Source organism: Pantoea dispersa, assembly GCF_035783935.1.
Lineage (GTDB): Bacteria > Pseudomonadota > Gammaproteobacteria > Enterobacterales > Enterobacteriaceae > Pantoea > Pantoea dispersa_C.
This window is the reverse complement of the sequence record NZ_JALKOV010000001.1, coordinates 890,793-913,917: the sequence shown is the minus strand read 5'-3', so window position 1 is coordinate 913,917 and position 23,125 is coordinate 890,793. Positions and strand designations below refer to the sequence as shown.

Sequence of the window (23,125 nt, the reverse complement as noted above, 5' to 3'; positions counted from 1 at the left end):
ATTGAAAATAATATGAAATTAATAAAGTGTAAAATGAATATCTAAAGCGGGTTTGCATTTACCGCCATCCTGGCACATATATAATAAGTTACTGGCACGTATTTATTATTTAAATGGCGGAACCATCACGCCATTTTTTATTTTGGGGGTGGGGCAATGCGAATTCATCATCTCAACTGTGGCTGCATGTGTCCGCTCGGCGGCGCATTATTCGATGGTTTCAGCAAGGGCCCGTTCGCTGAACTGGTGTGCCACTGCTTACTGCTGGAAACCGATCGTCACGGCCTGATCCTCGTAGATACCGGTCTGGGCAGCCAGGACATGCGGCAACCTGACCGTCGCCTGTCGGGCTTTTTCCGCGCGCTGAATAATATTCGCTATGATGAACAGCTCAGCGCGCTGGCACAGATTCAGCTGCTGGGTTTTCGCCCGGAGGATGTGCGCCATATCATTCTGACCCACCTCGATTTTGACCACGCCGGCGGCATCAGTGATTTTCCGGCCGCCCGCATTCATCTGCTGCAGCGTGAACTGGACTCTGTAACCCAGGCGGACAATAGCAGCTGGCTGGCGCGTCAGCGATTCCGGCCGCAGCAGTGGACGGCGCACGATGGCTGGCGCGGTTACGCCAGTGGCGGCGAGCGCTGGTATGGTTTTGATGCGGTGAAGGCAGTCGACGATCTCAGTGATGAGATCCTGCTGGTGCCGCTGCCCGGACATACGCTGGGTCATGCGGGCGTGGCGATTCGTCATCAGGGCGGCTGGCTGCTGCACGGCGGCGACGCCTGGTTTTATCGCGGTGAAATGTACCACAGCCAGCGCCACTGTACGCCCGGCCTGCGCGCCTATCAGCGCCTGATGTGCAGCGACCGTGCCGCCTGGCACACGAATCAGCAGCGGCTGCGTGCGCTGTCACTGCAGCACCCGCAGGAAGTCCAGCTGTTCTGCAGCCATGACGCGCAGGAACTTCGCCAGTTCCGGCGTCACGGTTAGCTTTTTGTGCGGGCACTGCGCATTACTCTTTATCTTTACTAATATTTCTCAGGCGTGCGAAGCGATGCCTGGCCGGATCGCTCTTGCCTGAAAAAACTGTAAAAGGGAGAGTGCGATGTACCATATCTCGGGACGATCGGTTGTCGGCGTGACGCTGTTTACTCTGCTGGAGCCGCTGCCGCTGGGCTTTTTCTTCGCTGCCTGGCTGTTCGATATCATCTACCTGCAAACCTTCATCGTGATGTGGACCAAAGCCGCCAGCTGGCTCATCGCCATCGGACTGGTGCTGGCAATCCTGCCGCGACTAATCAGCCTGATTCATTTATTCCGCGGCGCGCCGCCGGCCGAGAAAACCCACTTCTGGCTGTCACTGCTGGCGATCGTGCTGGCGATCGTTAACGCGTTCATCCACAGCCGCGATGCGTATGCCGTGGTGCCGATGGGTGTCACGCTGTCCACAGTGGTGGTGGTGCTGTTGCTGGTCGCGAATCTGCAGCTGGCGCTGCGCGAGCGCCGTTTACAGGGAGGTCGCCCATGAAAATTCGTGTAATGAGTGTGCTGGGGCTCGCCGTGCTGCTGAGCGCCTGTGACAGTGGATCGGACCTGGATCCTCAGCGTCAAATCGGTCCTGATCCGGAATTGCCGCAGGCCAAAAACTTCTTCATGCCACCGATGCAGGTGCCGGAAGGCACCGCGTGGAAAGAGGGTGAGAAGCCGAAAGTGGCTGACGGCCTGAAAATCGAGAAAATCCCGGCCAGCCTGATGCATCCGCGACAGCTGTATGTGCTGCCGAACGGTGACGTGCTGGTAGCAGAAGCCAACGGGGTGAAAAACCCGGTGACGGCACCGAAAGAGCTGATCATGAGCCTGGTGCAGAAATCATCCGGCAAAGGTGGCCCGGGCGGTAACCGCATCACGCTGCTGCGCAACGTCAACGGCAAGTGGCAACAGCACCGGTTTATCGAAAATCTCAACGCGCCGTTTGGCATGCAGCTGGTTGGCAATACGCTGTACGTCGCTAACGCCGACAGCCTGGTGAAATTCCCTTATCAGACTGGCGAAACCGAAATCCGCACGCCGCCGGAAGAGGTGACATCGCTGCCGGGCGGTGAGCTGAATCACCACTGGACCAAAGCGCTGCTCGCCAGTCCGGACGGCAGCAAACTGTACGTCGGCGTCGGCTCCAACAGCAACATCACCGAGAACGGCATTGGCGCAGAGTATGGCCGCGCGGCGGTATGGGAAGTGGACGCCGCAACCGGTGCCAGCCGCATCTATGCCAGCGGCATCCGCAATCCCACCGGGCTGCAGTGGGAACCGCAAAGCGGCAAGCTGTGGGCCATCGCCAACGAACGTGACGAGATTGGATCGGATCTGGTGCCGGATTACCTCACCTCGGTGCAGGACAAGGGCTTCTACGGCTGGCCGTACAGTTATTATGGTCAGCACGTCGATCCGCGTGCGCAGCCGCAGCGGCCGGATTTGGTCGCGAAAGCCATCAAGCCGGACTATGCGCTGAGCTCACACGTGGCACCGCTCGGCCTGCTGTTCTACGGTGCGGACAACATGCCGCAGTATCGCGGCGGCGCGTTCATCAGTGAACACGGCAGCTGGAACCGCACGCCGCTTAACGGCTATAAAGTGATCTGGGTGAAATTTGAAAACGGCAAACCGGTCGGGCAACCGCAGACGGTGGTGTCCGGCTTCCTCACCGACGATCAGAAACAGGTGCGTGGCTTGCCGGTTGGACTGGCGACGGATAATCAGGGCGGGGTATTGATTGCGGATGATGCCGGCAACGCGATCTGGCGTATCAGCGCCGCGCAGTAGGGGAATCGCAGGCAATAAAAAAGGATTTGGCGACGTGGCCAAATCCTTTTTTTATGTTCGTCACCCGGCTGGTAACCGCGCTCGGAACGGGGTGCTCAGCACTCCTCACAAAAGGAATGATAAAATGTGCAGCGAAAGATTTCAAGTTTCGCTAAAATACTGTATGGTTATACAGGTGTTGAGCGTGGCGGATGCGCATTGTTTTCTGATGACTCCAGGGGCGCGGATAGTCAAACCCCGGCAGGTTTCAGGTGGTGCTGGCCTGTGGCTTTCACAATGAGTGCCGCTCAGCGCTCCTCACAGATGTGCTTAGGCGGTCGGCGGGTAGAGTCAGGGCCCCGAAAGCTGAACAGCGCGCTCCTGTCAGAGGAGAAGGAAAGTGATGGAACTTGTTCGATTACTCCTGGACCTGGTCCGGGTGATCCTGCAAATCATCGTTGCCCTTTTGCAACTGACCGGTCAGGCGCACTGACCGGAACTTGAAACAAGGCGGAGCTCACCCCTCCGCCTTTTTTCGTCTTTCTGCGTCAGCCGCCGGCACCGCATTTCGGCCTGACGCCTCAGCGTTTAAACGCCCAGCTCAGCTTACCGTTATCGGCGCTAAGCTTTTTCAGCGCCTTCTGGTTCACCACGTCTCTGGCACCGAGCGACTGCGCCGTTAGCGGACCACTATCACTCTGCGCAATCACCGTATCCTTCGGCACGCTCACCATCTTCTCCGCCACCTTTTTCACCGCTGCGGCATAGCCGTCGCGGTCGCGCAGATTAAAATCTTTCAGCGGCAGTTCCCGGCTCAGCCACTGTCCCCAGAAGAACTCCAGGAACGGCGGCGGGTTGTCTGGCTTATCGAAGCCGATGTCGCGCACAAAATAGATCAGCGAACGGTACTCATCATCCTGCAAATGCTGGCGACCCAGCTCCTGCGGCAGCGCCTCGGGGGCGATTTTACCGTTTGGCGTCTCCAGCCACACCAGATGTGCTGCCGCCATTTTCTGCCAGAAAGCAGCCTGGCTTTTCAGCGGGCGGAAATCATCGGTAATGCGTACCTGTACCGGCGTCGACAGGCCGGCAATGTCCGCGAAATTGCTGAACGTATGGTGACCGTCAGTCAGATACAGCTGATTATCCGGGCCAATCACCGCCGTCTTCATCGGGCCGGGTTCGCTACCGACCGGCGCCTTACAGCTGAAACTGGCCGGATCGTGCAGGGTGGAGCGCGGCGTAAAGCTTTTCACCCCTTTTTGCCCCATGCTTTCGCAATAGTCATCGAACAGCTTTTCCGGATCGGCCTCATAACGGTGCTGCTTATAATCCAGCTGGCGATAACCAATGGCCGCCTGAGTCGGATGCAGCTGCGCCAGTTCGACCTGCACAATCTCCCCGGCTTTGATGGCGGGTGGCAGGGCGGCAAAGGCAGAGGATGTGGTGAACAGCAAAGCTAACAATGGCAGGGACGCTTTCATTCCATTTTCTCCTGAAGATCTCCCGGTGGAGCATCACGATAGCATTCCTGTCATCTTCCCGCTCTAGTGTTGTGGCTCGCCGTTGCCTTCAGGCAACCCCTTATCCAGACATCTGACCACATTGGAGCACCGCGTCATGTCCCTCACCGCACAGCATCCCGCTAAACTGCAACACACCGCAATCGATCCCAGTGTGCGCCTGCGCGACACGCAGATTGGCCAGCAGTGTGAAATTCTGGCGCACAGCTACCTGGAATACAGCGAGCTGGGTGATTTTTCTTATCTTGGGGAACACTGCTGCGTGGCGGATGCGCAGATTGGCCGCTTCACCGCCATCGCCAACCAGGTACGCATCGGGGCGCCCAATCATCCGATGGATCGCGCTTCACAGCATCGCTTTACCTACTGCCCGGAGTATTACGACAGCCGCGCGCAGCGCGACGGTGGTTTCTTTGCCGGACGTCGTGCCGATCGGGTGATCATTGGTCATGATGTGTGGATCGGTCACGGCGTAATCGTGCTGCCCGGCGTGACGGTCGGTGACGGCGCGGTGCTGGCGGCCGGTGCGGTGGTGAGTAAAGATGTGCCGCCTTACACCATCGTCGGAGGCGTGCCGGCGAAACCGATACGTGCCCGTTTTAGCTCGGACATTGCCGCCCAGCTGCAGGCGATTGCCTGGTGGAACTGGCCGCTGGAGAAGCTGATGGCGCATCTGGCGGATTTTCAGTCGCCGGACATCGCCGCCTTCTGCCAGCGGCACGGGCGCTAACCCTTAAACAGCCTGCTGCGCGGCGGGCTGCGGCGCATCGGCCTGCAGGCGTTTTTCCGGCTGCAGCAGCGTCATGGCCAGCATGCTGCCAAAGGCGATACACGCCGTAACGGTAAACATGGCGTTATAACCGTAATATTGCGCCAGCCAGCCGCACAGCATCGGTGAAATGATCGAGGCGAGGTTGGCGATGGCCAGCGTCATGCCGCTGAAGGTACCGACCGATGCCTTCGGCGTCACGTCAATCACGACCGACCAGTAAACGTTATTGACCAGCGCATTGAGTGCATTGCCGAGCGTCATCAGCGCGATAATCCCGGCAGCAGATCCAACCCAGGGAATGGCCATAAAGCAGCAGGCGGTGGCGCACAGCGTCACGGCGGCAAACAGGTTGCGCGCCAGCCGCAGATTGTTAAAGCGCGCCAGCAGGCGATCGGCGATGCGGCCACCCAGCAGCACCGTCAGGCAGGCACCGCTCCAGGGAATCATCGCCACATACCACAGCGAGTGCAGGTCGTAGTGAAAGTTATCCTGCAGATATTTCGGCAGCCAGGTCACGAGGGTAAACGTGATGTAGAGGAAACTGAAATAGCCCAGCGCGTTACACACCAGCGTGCGGCTGGTAAAGAAACGCCACCACGGCAGCGCACCGTCTTCCTGCGCCTGCTGACGTTGCCCGGCAATGATCAGCTGACGCTCCGCGGCATTGGTGCGCGGGTGCTGCTGCGGCGTATCGGTAAAGTGACGGGCAAACAGCAGCATCGCCAGCAGCGAAAAGGCACCGAGCAGCATAAACATCATGCGCCAGTCATTGGTGAGCAGCAGCAGCCCGACGGCAATCGGCGCGGTCAGCAGTGAGCCCACCTGGGTGCTCAGCAGGCCAATCCCGAGCGCAAATCCCCGTTCATTATCCGGCGCCCAGTGGGCGATGGTTTTGTTCATCAGCGCATAGGCCGGTCCTTCGCTGAAGCCAAACAGCACGCGCAGCGCGGCAAATCCCATGATCGCCGAGCCGCCAAACAGCGCCATGCCCAGCTCTCCGGCCCACGCGGTGGCGATCTCCAGCAGTGACCACAGGATACCGGCCATCAGCCAGACTTTTTTGGTGCCGAGCCGGTCGGCGAGAAAGCCGCCGCACAGCGACCCGAACAGATAACCAAAGCCGAAGTAGCCGAGTACGGCACCGAGCTGAACCTTCGTGAAGTGAAATTCCTGTGAGATGGCGTTGGCGGCAAACGACAACGCACCGCGATCGATGTAGTTAATCAGTGCGATGAGAAACAGCAGCGAGAAAATGGTGTAGCGGGTTGAGGACGCTTTCATCATGCGACTCCTGAAAATGAACACAGGAATCATTAAGCAAAGGTAATGCCAGATTGCTAAGGCTGCTAACTAATCGTTGTTCGGCGAGGCACTGCGCGCTGGCCATCACCGCGCCAATCATCGCGCTGGCTAATAAATAAACGGCCATCTGAGCGCGCTGCACCAAACCGATCGCCGGCGCGACCGGTTACGGTGCGGCGCATCATACTACCGGCTGAGTCACCACCGCGGCGCTGCGCAGCGGCTCCTGACCTAAACCGACGTGCAGCAGAATCTGGCTACGATAATGCGCATCCATTTCACGCTGCTCGTCACTCTGTAACACGCCGACCTCATTCACATTTTTCCCCGCGACCTGCACTTTGGTGCGCGCCGCGCTGCGCATCCACTCATACTCGATATCGATATGGCCGGTGTCGATGCAGCGAATGCCGTGCTGACTCAGGTCGTAGGCCAGCACGGTGGCCGTCGGGCCCAGCGAGATCAATACCATGTCGAACTCGCAGGCGTGCGTCAGTACGCTGCTGTACAACTCGTTATAAACGGAAAATGCGTTTCGGTTCAGGGTAGTAATACGCTGGATCTGCCGCGCGCCATCCAGCAGGTCGTTACCGATACCGAGGCGCGTGCCGCTGCCTTCCACAATCAGAATTTTTTTATCGTGAAACAGCTGTTTAAATTTGGCAAAAATACGCGCCGCTGGCTGTTTATCTTTGTAATCATGATAAGGCCGCGTCACCGACGTATTGCCATAGCGATAGCCTTTCTTTAATAACTGCTCGTAGTGGCGGAAGAAAAACGCCTTATGAAAAAACCAGAAAAGTGCTGAGCCAAAACGCATATTACCGGTACCACGAAAAGCATCGGGCATACACAGCAGACAGTGATTATCGTCCTGCGTACCCCGGCGCATGATCTCTTTCAGCCGGATAGAAAGGCGTTCATCAAAGGACTGAAAACCAATATTTTTGAATAACGTCATTTCCAGTTCCCCATCGCCATAGCGACACACCGAGAGCCGGTCATTACTGAGCAACAGATCGATGGTTTGCTCCGCTGACAGCACCTGATATTGCCGGGCGTGCGCATTGGCCAGTGGAAATTTAACGGCAGCATGTGTGAGTTTAAACGGAAAACGTAATTTGCGATAAAAAGCGTCTGCGCTGATCATAATAACCTTCTTGTTATAAGCGGCCTCGCCGCAGAGCAGTAAAAGGATTTATATCATCGTTTAATTGCCTATACAGGCTGAGGAAACTCTCAAAATAACAAACGCCGTTTTCTGTTTATCAATTTAATCCAGCTGAATTTAACGCAATTATCACGGCAAAGCGCATCAGCGCCTGTTTTTTCCGCACATGGCGACGTTATTGCCAGGAGAAATCGCAGCCGGATGCAGCGATTCAATTAAATAATTTCACCAGAATAAGCGGTGCTGAAGATTATCCGCTGCGGCGTAGCGATACCGGCCAGAACAAAGCCAGCCTTCAGCGCGTTATCAAAAAATGCGGATTTTCATGATGATTGATTAATTTCCTCTAACAAAATTGAAACGTGATTTTACTCACACTCCGAGCGAAGCGGGGCGCAGCGTGGAGGAGCAGAGCTACATTGATAAGCGGCACTAACGACACGCCGCCAGGCAGATTTTTAACTAACGGTTACGTAAGTTAAGATTTTGTTGAGTTTATGTGTCTTTAGTTTGGGGTGGTTAATAATGATGAGCGTTGAGGGATTCGCATGATAAACAAGCTGACCAGTCTGGTGCTGGCGATTCTGGGTATTGCACTGCTCTATATGGGCGGCAGGCTGCTGATGATGGGCGGCAGCGCATTTTACGCACTGATGGCGGTGGGTTTACTGATTACCGCCATTTTACTGTTCCGCAATCAGCGCAGCGCGCTGAGCCTGTATGCGGTGCTGATGTGGATTACGCTGGCATGGATGATCTGGGAAGTCGGCTTCGACAAGTGGCAGTGGATCCCGCGCGGCGATCTGTTTGGCGTAATTGGCCTGTGGCTGGCGATGCCGTGGGTGGTAAAACCGCTGTATCAGGGACAGCGCCGCTTCCACGGTCTGCTCGGTACTACGGTGGTGCTGATGATCGTGCTGGTGATTGGGTTATGTTTCTACGATCCGCTGCCGCAGGCCGGCACCATCACCAATGCGCGTGAGCAAAACAGCGAGCAGGGCGCGGCCGCCGACTGGACCGCTTACGGCGGCACTGCCGACGGCCAGCGTTTCTCCAGCCTGAAACAGATCACCAAAGATAACGTCAGCAATCTCGAAGTGGCCTGGACCTATCACACCGGCGATCTGCGTCAGGATAACGACGCCACCGAATACACCTTTGAAGCCACGCCGCTGAAAGCCAACGGCATGCTCTATTTCTGTACGCCGCACAACGAAGTGCACGCGCTTGATCCGCAGAGCGGCGCGGTGAAGTGGAAATACACGCCGGCGAAGGATCGTTCTTACCTGCAGCAGCATCAGACCTGCCGTGGCGTTAGCTATTACGCGGGTGCGCCGGTTGCCGCACAGGACACGGCGGCAACGCCAGCGATGTGTCGCAAGCGCATCTTTAATGCCACCACCGATGCGCGGCTGATTGCGCTGGATGCCGACAGCGGCAAACCGTGCGCCGACTTTGGCAACAACGGCGTGGTGGATCTGCATGCCAACATGGGTGACGTCCGTCCGCACGCGCTGATGCAGACCGCCGCGCCGCTGGTGGCAGGCAATCTGGTGATTGTCGGCGGCTCGGTAATGGATAACGGCTTCAACAGCGGCAATCCCTCTGGCGTGATTCGCGCCTATGATGCGCAGAGTGGTCGCCTGGTATGGAATTTTGATCCGGCGAATCCGCAGAACACCGCACCCATTGCCGCCGGTCAGACCTATCCGCAGGATACGCCGGTCGCGTGGGGTACGCTGAGCGCCGACCTGAAAAACGGCCTGGTATATGTGCCGTTTGGCAACGCCTCGCCGGATGAAGTCGGCATTGAGCGTGACGCCAATAGCAATACCGAGAAATTCCGTGATGCGTTAGTGGCGCTCGATCTGCAGACCGGTGCGTTCAAATGGCGTTACCAGAGTTCCCATCACGATCTGTGGGACCGCGATAACCCGTCGCAGCCGTCGCTGGTGGATATCGATTATCAGGGCCAGAAGCAGCCGGTGGTGATCCTTCCGACCAAAACCGGCAACCTGTTTGTGCTCAATCGCCTGACCGGCCAGCCGGTTTATCCGGTTAACGAGGTGAAGGTTTCGACGGAAGGCGGCGTGCCGGGCGAGAAATTTGCTGCCACTCAGCCGGTGTCCAGCCTGAACTTTATTCCGCAGCCGCTGACCGAGAAGTCAATGTGGGGCATCACGCCGTTTGATCAGATGGCCTGCCGCATGGATTTCCGCAGCCTGCGCTATGACGGCAACCCGTGGACGCCAGCAACAGAGGGCGGCTCGCTGGTATTCCCGGGCAATATCGGGGTGTTTAACTGGGGATCGGTAGCGGTTGATCCACAGCGTCAGATGCTGATTGCCGCGCCGGTGCGCCTCGCCTACAAATACAACCTGATCAAGCGCACGCCGGCCACGGCGACGGAGCGCCTGTTTACCAAAGATGGCCAGCCTTACTGGAACGAAAACTTCCACGGTGATTACGCCATCCACATCCAGCAGCTGGCTTCCGGCCTCGGCATTCCGTGCATTGCACCGCCGTGGGGCCGCATGGTCGGCGTGGATTTGAAAACCGGTAAAACTGAATGGCTGCGTCGTGTTGGCACCACGAAAAACCTGAAAACCAGCTTCCTGCCGGGCCGCTTCCCGATTGGCTTCCCGATGGGCATGGTAGCGCACGGCGGGCCACTGCTAACGGCGGGCGATCTGGTGTTCCACGGTGCGACTGCAGACAATTACATTCGCGCCTATGACAGCACCACCGGTAAGCTGCTGTGGCAGCAGGAGCTCAGCGCGGGTGCGCAGGCAACGCCATCCACTTATATGGGCGACGACGGTAAACAATATGTGGTGATTGCCGCTGGTGGTCACGGCTCGCTCGGCACCAAAGCGGGCGACAGCGTAGTGGCGTTCCGTCTGAAATAATCCTGTCGATGCAACAAAGGCGCCCTAGGGCGCCTTTTTTATAGCTCTGATATCAGCGCGTTAACGCTTTGCGCGCTCGGTTTGCACCCGCTGGGCAATGCGATCGCCAATTGTCTGGTCGATGTTGCGCCAGTATTCAAACGCGCGCGACAGCACCGGCTCCTCGACGCCATTCAGCAAATGGCCGCTGACGTTGTTGACCAGCCGGTCACGCGCCGCCTCATCCAGCACTTTATTCACCAGCGTATTGGCCTGGCCGAAGTCATCATCATCCTTACGCAGCGTGTAGGGCGCGCGCACCATGTTGCCGTGCGCTTCCCAGGTGGAGTCCGTGGGATAGCGCTCGCCGTCCGCCACCGGACCGCCTTTGGAGTTGGGCGCATAAACCGGATCGCTCACCGGATTGATGCGCATCGCGCCATCCTTGCTGTAACTGTGCACCGGTGCCTGCGGGGCGTTGACCGGAATCTGCTTGTAGTTGACACCCAGACGGGCACGGTGGGCGTCAGCATAGGCAAACACCCGGCCAATCAGCATCTTGTCCGGGCTCAGCCCGATGCCGGGCACCAGGTTGTTCGGCTCAAACGCGGCCTGTTCAATCTGCGCATGGTTGTCGGTCGGGTTGCGGTTGAGCATCAGTTTGCCGACTTTAATCAGCGGATAATCGCTGTGCGGCCAGACCTTGGTCAGATCGAACGGGTTGAAGCGATAGGTTTCCGCCTCGGCGAACGGCATGATCTGCATGTACAGCGTCCAGCTCGGGAAGTCGCCGTTTTTGATGGCGGTGAACAGATCGCGCGTATGATAATCGCCGTCCTGGCCGGCCAGCAGATCGGCGTTATCCTGCGTCAGGAATTCCACGCCCTGATCGGTTTTGAAGTGGTATTTGACCCAGAATTTTTCCCCGGCAGCATTCACCCACATATAGGTATGGCTGGAATAGCCGTTCATGTGACGCCAGCTTTTGGGAATACCGCGATCGCCCATCAGCCAGGTGACCTGATGCGCCGATTCCGGCGACAGCGTCCAGAAATCCCACTGCATATCGTTATCGCGCAGGTTGTTATCGGCACGACGCTTCTGCGAGCGGATAAAGTGCTGAAACTTCATCGGGTCACGAATAAAGAACACCGGCGTGTTGTTGCCCACCATGTCGTAGTTGCCTTCGCTGGTGTAAAACTTGATCGCGAAGCCGCGCGGATCGCGCCAGGTATCCGGACTGCCACGCTCGCCGGCCACGGTGGAGAAACGCATCACCACATCGGTTTTGGTACCAGGCTGGAATACCGCCGCTTTGGTGTAGCGGCTGACATCTTCTGTCACCTGAAAATAGCCAAACGCACCGCTGCCTTTGGCGTGCGGCTGGCGCTCTGGAATACGTTCGCGGTTAAAGTTGGCCATCTGCTCGATCAGGTAGTGATCGTGCAGCATCAGCGGACCATCAGGACCGACGGACAGCGAATGTTCGTCGCTGGCTACCGGAATGCCAGCATCCGTGGTGGTCGGCTTGCGATCGTCATTGCTCATAATATCTCCAGCTTTTGTAAGGATAATCCAACCACTAAGCGTAGCAGCGAGGCGCAGGCTTGCCGGAATAATTGCGCCTGCATCACGCGCTGCGATGTTAAGCGATGCGGCACAGCTCGCAAATTTGTGGTTTATTTCTGCCACGGACTAAGCAGATTTATCCCGCCGGAAAAAGCGCCATTCTGCGAATTAGCTCGTAAAAGAAAAATTAATTCCTGAATATTTTGAGACAAGTCGCAGAGGATTTTTTTATTCAGGCAAAAAGAGAGGGGCAATTAACGGATCTATTTATAACTTCATGTAAATTATCACTTTTTACATTCATGATATTGATCAAAATAAACCCAAAACAGCTTATTTATGCTCTCGCTGCGTTAACGGTAAATCCGTTATTACACATAAATGGACATAATAAGAGAGATAAATATGGTGATGCATGAGGCAAAAACCACGCGCCTGGCACTGGCTATCGCGTTGGTTATTTTTGGTGGCGGAGCGGTGGCGCAGCCATTGACGCTGGAGCAGCGTCTGGCGCAGCTGGAAGAGAAAATCGCCCGCGATGAGCAGCAGCAAAAGCAGGCCACATCTGACGTCAGCAACACATTTCGTTTTTCCGGCTATGCGCGTTCCGGGCTGCTGATTAACGATAAAGGACGCGGCGGACGAGCCGGTCCGGGTATTTCGCCTGCCAGCTCCATCGGCGGTGATGCGCATATTGGCCGGCTCGGTAATGAAAAGGATCACTATATCGAGCTGGGGTTCCACAATCAGACCCGGTTCAGTAATGGTTCGTGGGCCAATTTCAAAGCGCTGCTGGCGGACGGTTCGTCCAGCCCGGATCCGTGGGTGCAGAATAACGATAACAATCTGAATATCCGCCAGGTGTGTGTGGAGATGGGGGATCTGTCCAGCTTTGGGGGTGCCGCGCAACATGCCTCGCTGTGGGCAGGCAAACGCTTTGACGGCAACAATTTTGACCTGCACTTTACCGATACCGATATCGTGTTTCTCGGCGGCACCGGCGGCGGCATCAGCAACCTGACGTGGAACGATCAATGGCGCAGCGATTTCTCCTTTTACGGCCGCAGCTTTGGCGACCTGGGCAGCAGCCGCTACGACGATAACAACGTGCAAAACCTGCTGCTGACCTCCAACCAGTTTTATGGCAACTGGCAGTGGATGCTGACCGGTATGAGCGCAAACGGTAACGACGAACTGAAAGGGCGCGAATCGACCACCGGTAGCTATGCGCTGCGCAGTGACGATACGGCAAAGCACGGCGTATTTACCATGCTGGCCTGGCACGATAAAAACCGCTTCTACGGTCTGGCTCCGGGCAGCAGCACCCATGCGATTCAATGGGGAAAAGGGCTGGGCGCAGAAACGCGGCAGATCGGCGGCGACGGCGACTTAACCCGCAACGCCAGCGCGCTGCGACTGGCCACCTTCGGCGTGGTGCCACTCAGCGATCGCTGGTCTGTCGCCCCGTCGCTGCTGGCACAGCATAGCGAGGATCGCTACCGCAAAGGCGACCGTTACGACTGGGCAACGATCAACCTGCGCGCTTCCCAGGCAATCACCGAAAACTTTGCGCTGCAGTACGAAGCGTCGTGGCTGTATATGGACCTCAAACCCAATGGCCGCAGCTATCAGGATGGCGGCAGCATCGTGACGTACAACGCGGTGAAGGGCGACGTGTATAAGCTGACCTTTGCGCCCACCTTCAAAGTTGGCAACATCAACGACATGCTGGTGCGGCCGGAGATTCGCCTGTTTGCGACCTGGATGAACTGGTCTAAAGCGCTGGACAATTATGCGCTGAATGATGATTTCGGCAGCGCCGGCTTCACTGCTGGCGGCAACTGGAACTTCGGCGTGCAGGCAGAAGTGTGGTTCTGAGGTCGCGCTTGACGTGGATCGGCTGAAGGAGAGCGGCACGGTGCGAGGCGCTGAAAATGCCTCGCACCGCATCCGGCGAAGCCTGATATGCAGCGCTAAAGCTGCATTCAGCCACCGATTGCGGCTATAGTGCAACGTACTGAACCTGAAGCGATAAGGAATCGTTGTGACCATTGCCTGCCTGCATACCGCCGCCAGTAATATTGCTGTTTTTGATGACGCCGCGCAGTCGCTCGGCATTCCGCCGGAGCAAATCAGCCATCTGGTGATGCCACATCTGCTCGCTGAAGCGGAACGCAGCGGTGGCATGACGCCAGCGCAGCAGCAGCGGCTGGAGCAATGGTTACTCAGCCTGACGCCGTGGTTCGAGGCGATTCTGATTACCTGTTCTACCCTGGGTGCCGCCGCGGATAGCTTTCGCGATCCACAGCAGCGCTGTGCGGTCTATCGCACTGACCGCATGCTGGCAGATGAAGTGCATCGCCGTGGCGGACCGGCGCTGGTGCTGTGTGCCGCGGAGTCCACGCTGCACAGCACGCGCCTGCTGTTTTGCCCGGAGAGTCTGGCACCCGACCAGCGTCCGCAAGTCAGGTTGATCCCCGACGCATGGACCGCCTTCAAAGCTGGCCGGCTGGACGAGTATTACGTGCTGATCGCCGATGCGGTGCGCGCGGGCCAGCAGCAGGGCGCTTGTCAGGTGGCGCTGGCTCAGGTTTCGATGGCCGGCGCAGCTTCACATTTTCCTGAGCAGCAGCGTCCACTTACCAGCCCGCACCTGGCGCTGCGCTTTGTGCAGCAGCAGGCGTAAGTCGCAAACGGCGATCGTTCAAAATCGCTGATTTAAGCCAACAAAAAGGCCTACTGTTACGCAATTTTGCAGCCTTTATGATGGTCATCAGAACCTGATTTTTGAGGAAACCCCTGATGAACGTGATTAAAGCGCAGCGTGACCAGCTGTTTGAATACGGCCCCTTTACCATTCGCCGGCAGCGGCCGGGAGAACAACTGGGCGCGCTGGCGATTGTCGACCAGATGACGCTGAAACCCGGCGCGGTAGTGCCGATGCACCGCCATCAGGATGATGAGATTTTTAGCTACGTCTGGCGCGGCTCGCTGCAGCATCAACGCGACGACGGCGCCACGCTTGCCCTCAATGGCAAGCGCGCGCTGCTGGTGAATGCGGGCAGCGGCGTGCGCCATGAAGAGTCAGCACCGCTGATTGAAAGCGAAATGCTGCAGGCGTACATCCGCCCGGCCCACGGCGGCGGTGAAGGGCAGGTGCAGAGTGTGTACCGCGCAGAGGGCGCAGCGCTTAACCAGTGGACGCTGCTGGCCGGTCCGCAGCACAGCGAGGCGCCGCTGACGCTGCGTCAGGCGGTGTTTATCTATGACATCAAACTGAGCCGCGGTGCGCAGGTGGAAGTCCCGCATCTGCCCGGCTATGCCAGTTGGGTCACGGTGCTGGACGGCATTGTGCGTACCGGCGATGTGCGGTTGCAAAAAGGCGATGCGGTGAGCGATTGCGCTGCCTTGCCGGCGATCAGCGGCGAGCGCGACGCGACACTGGTGGCCTTTCTGGTGCAGCAGGATGCGCCTGCAGTGCTGAGCGGCACGCTAAGCGGCAGTTGACACTGTAAACTGAAACGCCGGATGAGGCGTTTCAGTATTTCACTGATACGTTCACGCGCAAAAGCGGACCGTCCAGCATCCGCGACGCAATCGGCTATTTAGCGTGTGAAACCTGTTCGTAGTAACCGATCTTCTCCACTTTAGCGGTTGAACCGCCGCCTTCAAACTCAGAAGCCAGCCACGCATTGACGATGTTTTTCGCCAGTTCCGGCCCGATCACGCGTGAGCCCATGGTCATGATCTGCGCATTATTACTCTTGCGCGCGCGTTCGGCAGAGAAGGTGTCGTGACACTGCGCGGCGCGCACCCCTTCCACTTTATTCGCCACGATCGCCACGCCGATCCCGGTACCACACAGCAAAATGCCGCGCTCAAACTGTTTTTGCTGCACCGCTGTTGCCAGCGCAAACGCCACGTCCGGGTACATCGGGCGGTCATTGTGGGCATCGTTAGTGTAATCGGTGACCTGGTAATCCTGCTCTTCCAGCAGCTTTTTAATGATATTTTTCAGATCGATAGCCGCATCATCGGCACCAATAGCAATCGTTTTCATCACGTCTCTCCAGCGATACAGGGTCTGCCACCTGCACATATGTTCGGCAGGTGATTAGATGTTCAATGACAGCCTGCCACATAATCAATCATATGTTCAATAGGTGTTCATATGATTTAGCGATCGGCCACGCAATATCCTCTATGCGAAGGCAGCAAAATGCGCTGCGGCTGCGAAAAATCCGGAAAATCACCCTGAAATCAAATCTCATGCGCACAGTCACACTTTTATCAGTTGCGCTTGAGCTCTGTGCAAATATCCGTGTAGTGTTCATATGTTCGCCTGACCCTATCCATGTACAAGAAGACCCATTGAGGACTCGAACATGTGTCATTTCCGTCATACCTCGTACCCCGTCTGCCGTCAGCGCCGGCTTCGCGCCTGGCCAACATCCCTGTGCTGCGCCCGTACTGGAGGTGCGTTATGAGCCACTCTGCCGGCAGCGCGGTTGAGCAGGCCGCGATACGCAAAATCTCCTGGCGTCTGGTGCCGTTTGTGGCGCTGATGTTCTTTATCAATTTCCTCGATCGCACCGCCATCTCGTTTGCTGGTCCTAACGGCATGACGCAGGACCTCGGCCTGAGCGCGCTGCAGTTTGGTCTCGCCTCCGGCATCTTCTTTATTGGCTACATCCTGCTGGAAGTGCCCAGCAACCTGGCGCTGCATAAGTTCGGCGCACGGCGCTGGCTGGCGCGCATCATGATCAGCTGGGGCATCGTCTCGCTGCTGTTTACCTGGGTCAGCAGCGTGGAAGGGCTGTATACGCTGCGCCTGCTGCTGGGCATTGCGGAAGCCGGCTTCTTCCCGGGCGCCATCCTCTATCTCAGCCTGTGGGTGCCAGCGCGCCACCGCAGCAAAATTTTGTCGCTGTTCTACCTGGCGCAGCCGCTGACAGTCGTGTTTGGCGCACCGCTGGCCGCCTCGCTGATTGAGCAGCACGGCCTGTTTGGTCTTGAAGGCTGGCGCGTGATGTTTATGGGCGTGTCGCTGCCGGCGATCCTCATCGGGATTGCGGCGCTGTTCTGGCTGGTCGATTCACCGCGCCAGGCAAAATGGCTGAATGAAGAGGAGAAAAACTGGCTGATGGCCGAGCTGGAAGCGGAACATCAGCACAAGCAGGGGCAGCATCAGCACAGCGTACGTTCGGTGATGGGCAACAGCCGCGTGTGGCTGCTGTGCCTGATCTACTTTGGCTTTATCTACGGTCTGTACGCGCTGGCATTCTTCCTGCCGACCATAATCGCCGGCTTCCAGCAGCAGTTCGGCACTACCTTCAACGTGATGCAGAAAGGGCTGATCACCGGTGTACCGTACCTGATAGCCGCCGTGGTGATGTTTTTCTGGTCACGGGATGCAGCACGGCGCGGGTGTAAAACCTGGCACATCGCCATTCCTGCCGTTGCGGGCGGCGTCAGCGTGCCGCTGGCGCTGTACATGGATTCGCCGCTGACCACCATCATGGTGATTGCGGTAACGGCCAGCGCCATCTTCGCCGCATTACCCAATTTCTGGACGTTGCCGACGCAGTTCCTTACCGGCGCGTCGGCGGCCGCGGCGATTGCGCTTATCAATACCCTCGGCAACGTGGCCGGCTTCTCCGCCGGTTACATCACCGGCGCACTGCATGATGCGACCCAAAGCTACACCTTACCGATGTTCGTGGTTGGCGGCTTCATGCTGCTCTCCGCCGTGCTGATGCTGTTCCTTAATCGCCGTCGCGTGCAGCCTCAGCCAACCTCATTCGTACAGGAGCAAAAACATGACGTACCTGTTTAACCAGCCATCCGCGTTTGCGGCGGAGCTGATCGAAGGTTTTGTGGCCGCCAACGCCGATAAAGTGCGTCAGGTGAGCGGTGGCGTGGTGCGCAGCACGCGCAGCCAGCCGGACACCGTGGCGGTGATTGTCGGTGGCGGTTCCGGTCACTATCCGGCCTTCGCCGGACTGGTCGGCCAGGGCCTGGCGCACGGCGCGGCGATGGGCAACCTGTTCGCCTCGCCGTCGGCGCAGCAGATTTATAAGGTGGCGCGGGCGGCGCATAACGGCGCGGGCGTGCTGCTGCTGTTTGGTAACTATGCCGGTGACGTACTGCATTTTGGTCAGGCGTGCGAGCGACTGCGCGCCGAGGGCATTGCCTGTGAAGTGCTGGCGGTGACGGATGATGTGTCCAGCGCCAGCCACGATGAACGCCTGAAGCGACGCGGTGTCGCCGGCGATCTGTGTGTGTTTAAAGTGGCGGCCGCAGCAGCCGAAGCGGGTGACGATCTGGCTACGGTGCTAAAAAAAGCGCAGCACGCCAACGATCGCACCCGCACCTTTGGCGTGGCATTTTCCGGCTGTACGCTGCCGGGCGCTTCGCATCCGCTGTTTGAGGTAGAGAAAGGGCGCATGGCGCTCGGGCTGGGCATTCACGGCGAGCCGGGTATCAGCGAAACGACGGTGCCACGTGCCGACGAGCTGGCAGAAATCTTTGTCGACAAGTTGCTGAGTGAGCGGCCAGCGGATGTCGCGCAGGTGGCAGGACAGCGCGTGGCAGTGATCCTCAACGGCCTGGGTTCCGTCAAGTATGAAGAGCTGTTTGTGGTGTATCGCCGCATCGCCCAGCTGCTGTCGGCAGCGCAGCTGCAGGTGGTGGAGCCGGACGTCGGTGAATTCGTCACCAGTTTTAATATGGCGGGCGTCTCGCTCACGCTGATGTGGCTGGATGATGAACTGGAAACGCTGTGGCGCGCCCCCGCTAACGCGCCGGCCTACCGCAAGGGCAGCGCGTTGATCGCCGAACCGCTCAGCGCCACCGGGTGTGAAGAGCGTCATGAAGAGACGCTGCCGCAGGCCAGTGCGGAATCACAGCACAGCGCCCGGCGTGTGCTACAGCTGCTGGAAGCAGTAGCGGTGATGCTTCAGCGTCATGCTGGCCAGCTGGGCGACATTGATGCGGTGGCCGGCGACGGCGATCACGGCATCGGCATGGAGCGCGGTGTACTCGGCGCGGTGGAGGAAGCGCGGGACATTGCGGCACGTGGCGCCGGCGCCGGCAGCCTGTTGTGTCGCGCTGCCGATGCCTGGGCAGATAAAGCGGGCGGCACGTCCGGTGCGCTGTGGGGCGTTGCCCTGACGGCGCTCGGCACCGCGCTCGGCGACAGCGCGCCAGCGGATGCGCAGCGCGTTGCCGCCGGGGTCCGTGACGCCAAAGAGGGCATTATGCATTTCGGTAAAGCGCGCGTCGGTGATAAAACCATGGTTGACGTGCTGGTGCCGTTTAGCGACACGCTGAGCGCTGCGGTGGCGCAGGGCGCGTCACTCACCGAAGCCTGGCTGCAGGCGGCCGCAGTGGCGGATCAGGCCGCGCAGGCTACCGCGCAGCTGGTGCCCAAAGTGGGTCGCGCGCGTCCGCTGGCAGAAAAAAGCGTCGGCACGCCGGATGCCGGTGCGGTTTCACTGGCCATGATCGTCAACACCGTTGGCAATCTGTTAAAAGAACACAGTGCATCTGAACAGGGAGCGTAATTATGGCTCAGCCTAAAATCTGGCTTGGCGTCAGCCTGAAAATGTATTTCGGCTATCAGCAAACGCTGGCGTGGTGTCGCGAGGTCGCGACGCTGGCGCAGCATCCGGCGGTGCAGCGCGGTGACGTCGGGCTGTTTGTGCTGCCCGCTTATCCGGCCATCCCGGCGGTGCGGGAGATTTTTGCCGGCACGCCGGTGCGCGTCGGTGCGCAGGACGTGTGTCAGGCGGAAAACGGCGCCTGGACCGGTGAGGTCAGCGCCAGCATGCTGCAGGAACTGGGGTGCTCGCTGGCGGAGATCGGCCACGCCGAACGCCGCCGCCATTTTCATGAAGATAAAACACAGATCGCCGCCAAAGTGGCGATGGCGCTGCGCCACCATCTGACGCCGGTGCTGTGCATCGGTGAACCACAGCAGGGCATGCCGGAGCAGGCAATCGCGCTGTGCCAGCAGCAGCTGCAGGAGGCGCTGGCGGAGGCGGTACAGCACAATCTGCACGGTGACGTGTTGTTTGCCTATGAACCGCAGTGGGCGATCGGTGCGCCGCAGCCAGCACCGGACAGCTATATCCGCGCGGTGTGCAGCGGACTGCAGCAGCTGAAAACGCCTGACGGCATCTCGCTGCGGGTAATCTACGGCGGCAGTGCCGGGCCGGGACTGATTGAGCGCCTCGGCGGTGACGTCAACGGCCTGTTCCTGGGGCGCTTTGCTCACGATCCGCAGGCGCTGGCGCAGATTATACAAGAAGCCAGTGTACTGGCTGAGGAACTGCTGTCATGAGCCGCATCGGACTCAGTACCTACGCGTTTTTCTGGCGCATGTCGCCACAGGTGCCACAGCCGCTGACGCTGGCGCAGATGCTGCAGCACACCGCCGATCTCGACGTGTCAGTATTTCAGATCTGCGACTACCCGGCGATTGAGCAGTGGTCAGATGAACAGCTGCTGGCGCTGCGTCAGCAGGCGGACGCGCTCGGCATTACGCTGGAGCTCGGCACGCGCGGTCTCGGCAGCGCGCACCTGCGCCGCTATCTGCACATCGCCGCTATCCTCGACGCTCGCGTGGTGCGTTCAATGTTCAACACCGCCGATCACCGGCCATCGCTGGATGAAGCGGCCAATCTGATTGCTGCCGTGCTGCCGGATTTTGCCCGCCAGCAGGTGCGGCTGTGCCTGGAAACCTACGAGCAGGTCAGCAGCGCGGCGATGATGTCGGTGATCAACCGCTTTCTCTCGCCGTGGCTGTGCGTCTGTCTCGATCCGGCCAACTGCGTCGCCGGGCTGGAACTGCAGGAGCAGGTGATCGCCAATACCGCTGCGCGCGTCGGCAATCTGCACATCAAAGATTTCGCCTTTACCCGCCGTGCCGGCTGGGTCGGTTTTACCCTGGCCGGCTGTCCGATGGGCGAAGGGAAGCTGGATTATGACCGGCTGATCGCCAGCGTGCGGCCAGCCGATCGCGACATCAACCAAATCATCGAACACTGGTTGCCGTGGCAGGACGATGCCGCGCAGACCTGCGCGCGGGAAGCCGAATGGACCCGCCGCGCCGTTGAATTCCTACGCAGTAAACAAGATCAGGAGTCGTTAACATGAGCAAGGCATTGAAAACCATCACCGTGATCGGCGCAGGCGGCAAAATGGGCATGCGTATTTCCGCTAATTTGCAGCACAGCGCTTATCAGGTGTTTTACTGCGAGAATTCACCGCAGGCGCAGCAGCAGGTGATTGCACAGGGACGCGAGCTGTCGGATGCCGCGTCGGTGGTGCCGCTGAGTGACGTGGTGATCCTCGCCGTGCCGGATATCGTACTGGGCAAAGTCTCGCAAAGCGTGGTGCCACAGATGCAAAGCGGTGCGGTGCTGCTGACGCTCGATCCGGCCGCGGCCTATGCCAACCTGATCGCCCAGCGTGACGGCATTGAATACGCAGTTGCGCATCCGTGCCATCCGTCGGTATTTCTGGCCCGCTACACCAAAGAGGAGCACGCCGATGCGTTTGGTGGCGTCGCTGCCGTTCAGCACGTCGCGGCAGCCTGGGAAAGCGGCAGCGCTGAACAGAAGGCAGAGCTGAGTAAGGTGATCAGCGTGATGTACGGCCCGGTTGAACAGGTGCACTGGGTCACGGTGACGCAGCTGGCGTATCTGGAGCCGACGCTGGTCGAAACCGTCGCCTGCATGGTCGGTGCCTTCATGAAAGAAGCGCTGGATGAAACGGTGAAACACAGCGGCGTTCCGGAAGAGGCAGCGAAGGCCATGCTGTACGGCCATATTCAGATTGCGCTGGCGGTGGCTTTCCGCGCCACCAACCCGTTCTCAGATGCCTGCATGATCGCCATGGAGTATGGCCGCGAGAAGATCATCAAGCCGGACTGGAAACAGATCTTCGATCAGCAAGAGCTGGATACTGTCATTGCCCGCATGCTGAAGATCGACGCCATTCAGCGCTGAGCGTGAGATCAGCCGCGACTCGCGGCGTCGCTGGCTGGCGAAGCGAGTCGCATCAATGATATAACTCCCTGCTGAGCACTCCGCACGACGATACAAGACAGGTAACGGATGGAAAAAAACACGCTTTCTCAGGACTCCGAGCTGCTGACGGAAATTGCCGTCGCCTATTATCAGGACGAAATCACCCAGGAGGAGATTGCGCGTAAGTTTGGAATTTCCCGTATCAAGGTGGGGCGGCTGCTGAAACGCGCGCGCGAAGAGGGCATCGTTGAGATCAACGTGCGCTACCATCCGGTGTTCAGCACGCGGCTGGAACAGCAGCTGCAGGCGCGCTTTCCCCATCTGCAGCGTGCGCTGATTGCGCTTGATTCGCCAGACAGCGACGAGCAACGGCGTCAGGTGGCCGCGCTGGTCTCCGCGCATCTGGCACAGTCGCTGAAAGACAACGCCATTGTCGCTGTCGGCCAGGGGCGCAATGTGGCGGCCGTCGCCGATTATCCCGGCCAGGTGCCAACGCGCAACTGCCTGTTTATCAGCGGGATTGGTGGCACCCATCGCCCGGGCGATGCCATCAACGCGGACCACATCAGCCGCCGGCTGGCGAAGAAGTTTGGCGGCATCAGCGAAACCCTGTACGCCCCGGCTTACGTCGAAAACCGGGCGCTGCGCGACGCCTTCATGCAAAACGGCACCATCAAAGAGACGCTTGACCGCGCGCGCAAAGCGGATGTTGCACTGGTGGGCATTGGTGACATGAACGAAAACAGCTATATGGTGAAGCTCGGCTGGTTCACGCCGCACGAGATCATTGATGCCAGCGTCAATCAGGGCGTAACCGGCGACGTGGCCGGCTATGATTTTTTCAACGCCCAGGGCCAGCACGTGGATACGGTGATGAACGATCGGGTGATTGGCCTGAGTATCGACGAGCTGCGTAAAATTCCCTGCGTGATTGCCATCGCAGCAGAAAACACCAAAGCCATGGCGATCCTCGGCGCGCTGCGCACCGGTGCCATCGACATCATCGCCACCACGGCGCAGAACATCCGCACCATTCTCAGCATGTCGCAGTAACGCATCAACGC

General features: G+C 58.6%; 19 protein-coding genes. 14 read left to right on the top strand and 5 right to left on the bottom strand.

Translation table 11 applies throughout. The features are described from left to right. The first annotated feature begins 156 nt into the window (after window positions 1-156). The 3 genes from MXF20_RS04445 (at window position 157) to MXF20_RS04435 (ending at window position 2,823) form a co-directional block, all read left to right on the top strand. Window positions 157-993, top strand: coding sequence for an MBL fold metallo-hydrolase (locus tag MXF20_RS04445; protein ID WP_325967833.1), 837 nt, complete (start codon window positions 157-159; stop codon window positions 991-993). Between the two features lie 115 nt (window positions 994-1,108). After that, complete coding sequence (locus MXF20_RS04440) at window positions 1,109-1,531, top strand: DUF2231 domain-containing protein (RefSeq protein ID WP_325967832.1); 423 nt, start codon at window positions 1,109-1,111, stop codon at window positions 1,529-1,531. Further along, window positions 1,528-2,823, top strand: a complete 1,296-nt coding sequence (locus tag MXF20_RS04435) for a sorbosone dehydrogenase family protein (protein ID WP_325967831.1) — start codon at window positions 1,528-1,530, stop codon at window positions 2,821-2,823. The genes MXF20_RS04440 and MXF20_RS04435 overlap by 4 nt, the downstream gene beginning before the upstream one ends. Before the next feature lie 560 nt (window positions 2,824-3,383). On the opposite strand, the gene MXF20_RS04430 is transcribed toward MXF20_RS04435, so the two are convergent. After that, window positions 3,384-4,286 (bottom strand): ParB/Srx family N-terminal domain-containing protein, encoded by a 903-nt coding sequence (locus tag MXF20_RS04430; protein ID WP_325967830.1) that lies wholly within the window; start codon window positions 4,284-4,286, stop codon window positions 3,384-3,386. Between the two features lie 136 nt (window positions 4,287-4,422). Here MXF20_RS04430 and MXF20_RS04425 point away from each other — a divergent pair, with 136 nt between their 5' ends. Further along, the gene (locus MXF20_RS04425; RefSeq protein WP_325967829.1) at window positions 4,423-5,055 is read left to right on the top strand and encodes a DapH/DapD/GlmU-related protein; all 633 of its coding nucleotides are present in this window, start codon (window positions 4,423-4,425) and stop codon (window positions 5,053-5,055) included. Between the two features lie 3 nt (window positions 5,056-5,058). Here MXF20_RS04425 and MXF20_RS04420 read toward each other — a convergent pair whose 3' ends face one another. Together MXF20_RS04420 and MXF20_RS04415 are read right to left on the bottom strand one after the other, a co-directional pair. Further along, complete coding sequence (locus tag MXF20_RS04420; RefSeq protein WP_325967958.1) at window positions 5,059-6,378, bottom strand: MFS transporter; 1,320 nt, start codon at window positions 6,376-6,378, stop codon at window positions 5,059-5,061. 202 nt (window positions 6,379-6,580) lie between these two features. After that, window positions 6,581-7,549 carry a GT-D fold domain-containing glycosyltransferase gene (locus tag MXF20_RS04415; RefSeq protein WP_325967828.1) on the bottom strand — a complete coding sequence of 323 codons (969 nt, stop codon included), beginning with the start codon at window positions 7,547-7,549 and terminating at the stop codon, window positions 6,581-6,583. Window positions 7,550-8,118: 569 nt separating this feature from the next. On the opposite strand from MXF20_RS04415, the gene MXF20_RS04410 reads away from it, so the two are divergent. Then, a complete protein-coding gene (locus MXF20_RS04410; RefSeq protein WP_325967827.1) occupies window positions 8,119-10,479 on the top strand; it encodes a membrane-bound PQQ-dependent dehydrogenase, glucose/quinate/shikimate family in 2,361 nt (786 codons plus the stop codon). Between the two features lie 60 nt (window positions 10,480-10,539). Here MXF20_RS04410 and MXF20_RS04405 read toward each other — a convergent pair whose 3' ends face one another. Continuing rightward, entirely contained in the window at window positions 10,540-12,006 is a 1,467-nt protein-coding gene (locus tag MXF20_RS04405) for a catalase (RefSeq protein ID WP_325967826.1), read from the bottom strand. A 426-nt stretch (window positions 12,007-12,432) separates the two neighbouring features. Between MXF20_RS04405 and MXF20_RS04400 the strand changes: the two genes are divergently transcribed. The 3 genes from MXF20_RS04400 (at window position 12,433) to MXF20_RS04390 (ending at window position 15,534) form a co-directional block, all read left to right on the top strand. Beyond that, window positions 12,433-13,905 carry a carbohydrate porin gene (locus MXF20_RS04400; RefSeq protein ID WP_325967824.1) on the top strand — a complete coding sequence of 491 codons (1,473 nt, stop codon included), beginning with the start codon at window positions 12,433-12,435 and terminating at the stop codon, window positions 13,903-13,905. 166 nt (window positions 13,906-14,071) lie between these two features. Then, window positions 14,072-14,713, top strand: a complete 642-nt coding sequence (locus tag MXF20_RS04395) for a glutamate racemase (protein ID WP_325967823.1) — start codon at window positions 14,072-14,074, stop codon at window positions 14,711-14,713. Window positions 14,714-14,829: 116 nt separating this feature from the next. After that, entirely contained in the window at window positions 14,830-15,534 is a 705-nt protein-coding gene (locus MXF20_RS04390; RefSeq protein ID WP_325967822.1) for a pirin family protein, read from the top strand. Between the two features lie 94 nt (window positions 15,535-15,628). Here MXF20_RS04390 and MXF20_RS04385 read toward each other — a convergent pair whose 3' ends face one another. After that, window positions 15,629-16,087 carry an RpiB/LacA/LacB family sugar-phosphate isomerase gene (locus MXF20_RS04385; RefSeq protein WP_325967821.1) on the bottom strand — a complete coding sequence of 153 codons (459 nt, stop codon included), beginning with the start codon at window positions 16,085-16,087 and terminating at the stop codon, window positions 15,629-15,631. 423 nt (window positions 16,088-16,510) lie between these two features. On the opposite strand from MXF20_RS04385, the gene MXF20_RS04380 reads away from it, so the two are divergent. From MXF20_RS04380 to MXF20_RS04355, 6 genes are all read left to right on the top strand, one after another. Beyond that, window positions 16,511-17,863 carry an MFS transporter gene (locus MXF20_RS04380; protein WP_325967820.1) on the top strand — a complete coding sequence of 451 codons (1,353 nt, stop codon included), beginning with the start codon at window positions 16,511-16,513 and terminating at the stop codon, window positions 17,861-17,863. Further along, a complete protein-coding gene (locus MXF20_RS04375; RefSeq protein WP_325967819.1) occupies window positions 17,847-19,592 on the top strand; it encodes a dihydroxyacetone kinase family protein in 1,746 nt (581 codons plus the stop codon). Before MXF20_RS04380 ends, MXF20_RS04375 begins: the two co-directional genes overlap by 17 nt. Window positions 19,593-19,594: 2 nt before the next feature. Next, window positions 19,595-20,371 carry a triose-phosphate isomerase family protein gene (locus MXF20_RS04370; protein WP_325967818.1) on the top strand — a complete coding sequence of 259 codons (777 nt, stop codon included), beginning with the start codon at window positions 19,595-19,597 and terminating at the stop codon, window positions 20,369-20,371. Further along, window positions 20,368-21,186 (top strand): sugar phosphate isomerase/epimerase family protein, encoded by an 819-nt coding sequence (locus tag MXF20_RS04365; RefSeq protein ID WP_021506005.1) that lies wholly within the window; start codon window positions 20,368-20,370, stop codon window positions 21,184-21,186. The genes MXF20_RS04370 and MXF20_RS04365 overlap by 4 nt, the downstream gene beginning before the upstream one ends. Next, on the top strand, window positions 21,183-22,040 hold the full coding sequence (locus tag MXF20_RS04360) for a phosphogluconate dehydrogenase C-terminal domain-containing protein (protein ID WP_325967817.1): 858 nt from the start codon (window positions 21,183-21,185) through the stop codon (window positions 22,038-22,040). The genes MXF20_RS04365 and MXF20_RS04360 overlap by 4 nt, the downstream gene beginning before the upstream one ends. 108 nt (window positions 22,041-22,148) lie before the next feature. Then, window positions 22,149-23,114 (top strand): sugar-binding transcriptional regulator, encoded by a 966-nt coding sequence (locus MXF20_RS04355; RefSeq protein WP_309787069.1) that lies wholly within the window; start codon window positions 22,149-22,151, stop codon window positions 23,112-23,114. Window positions 23,115-23,125: the final 11 nt, after the last annotated feature.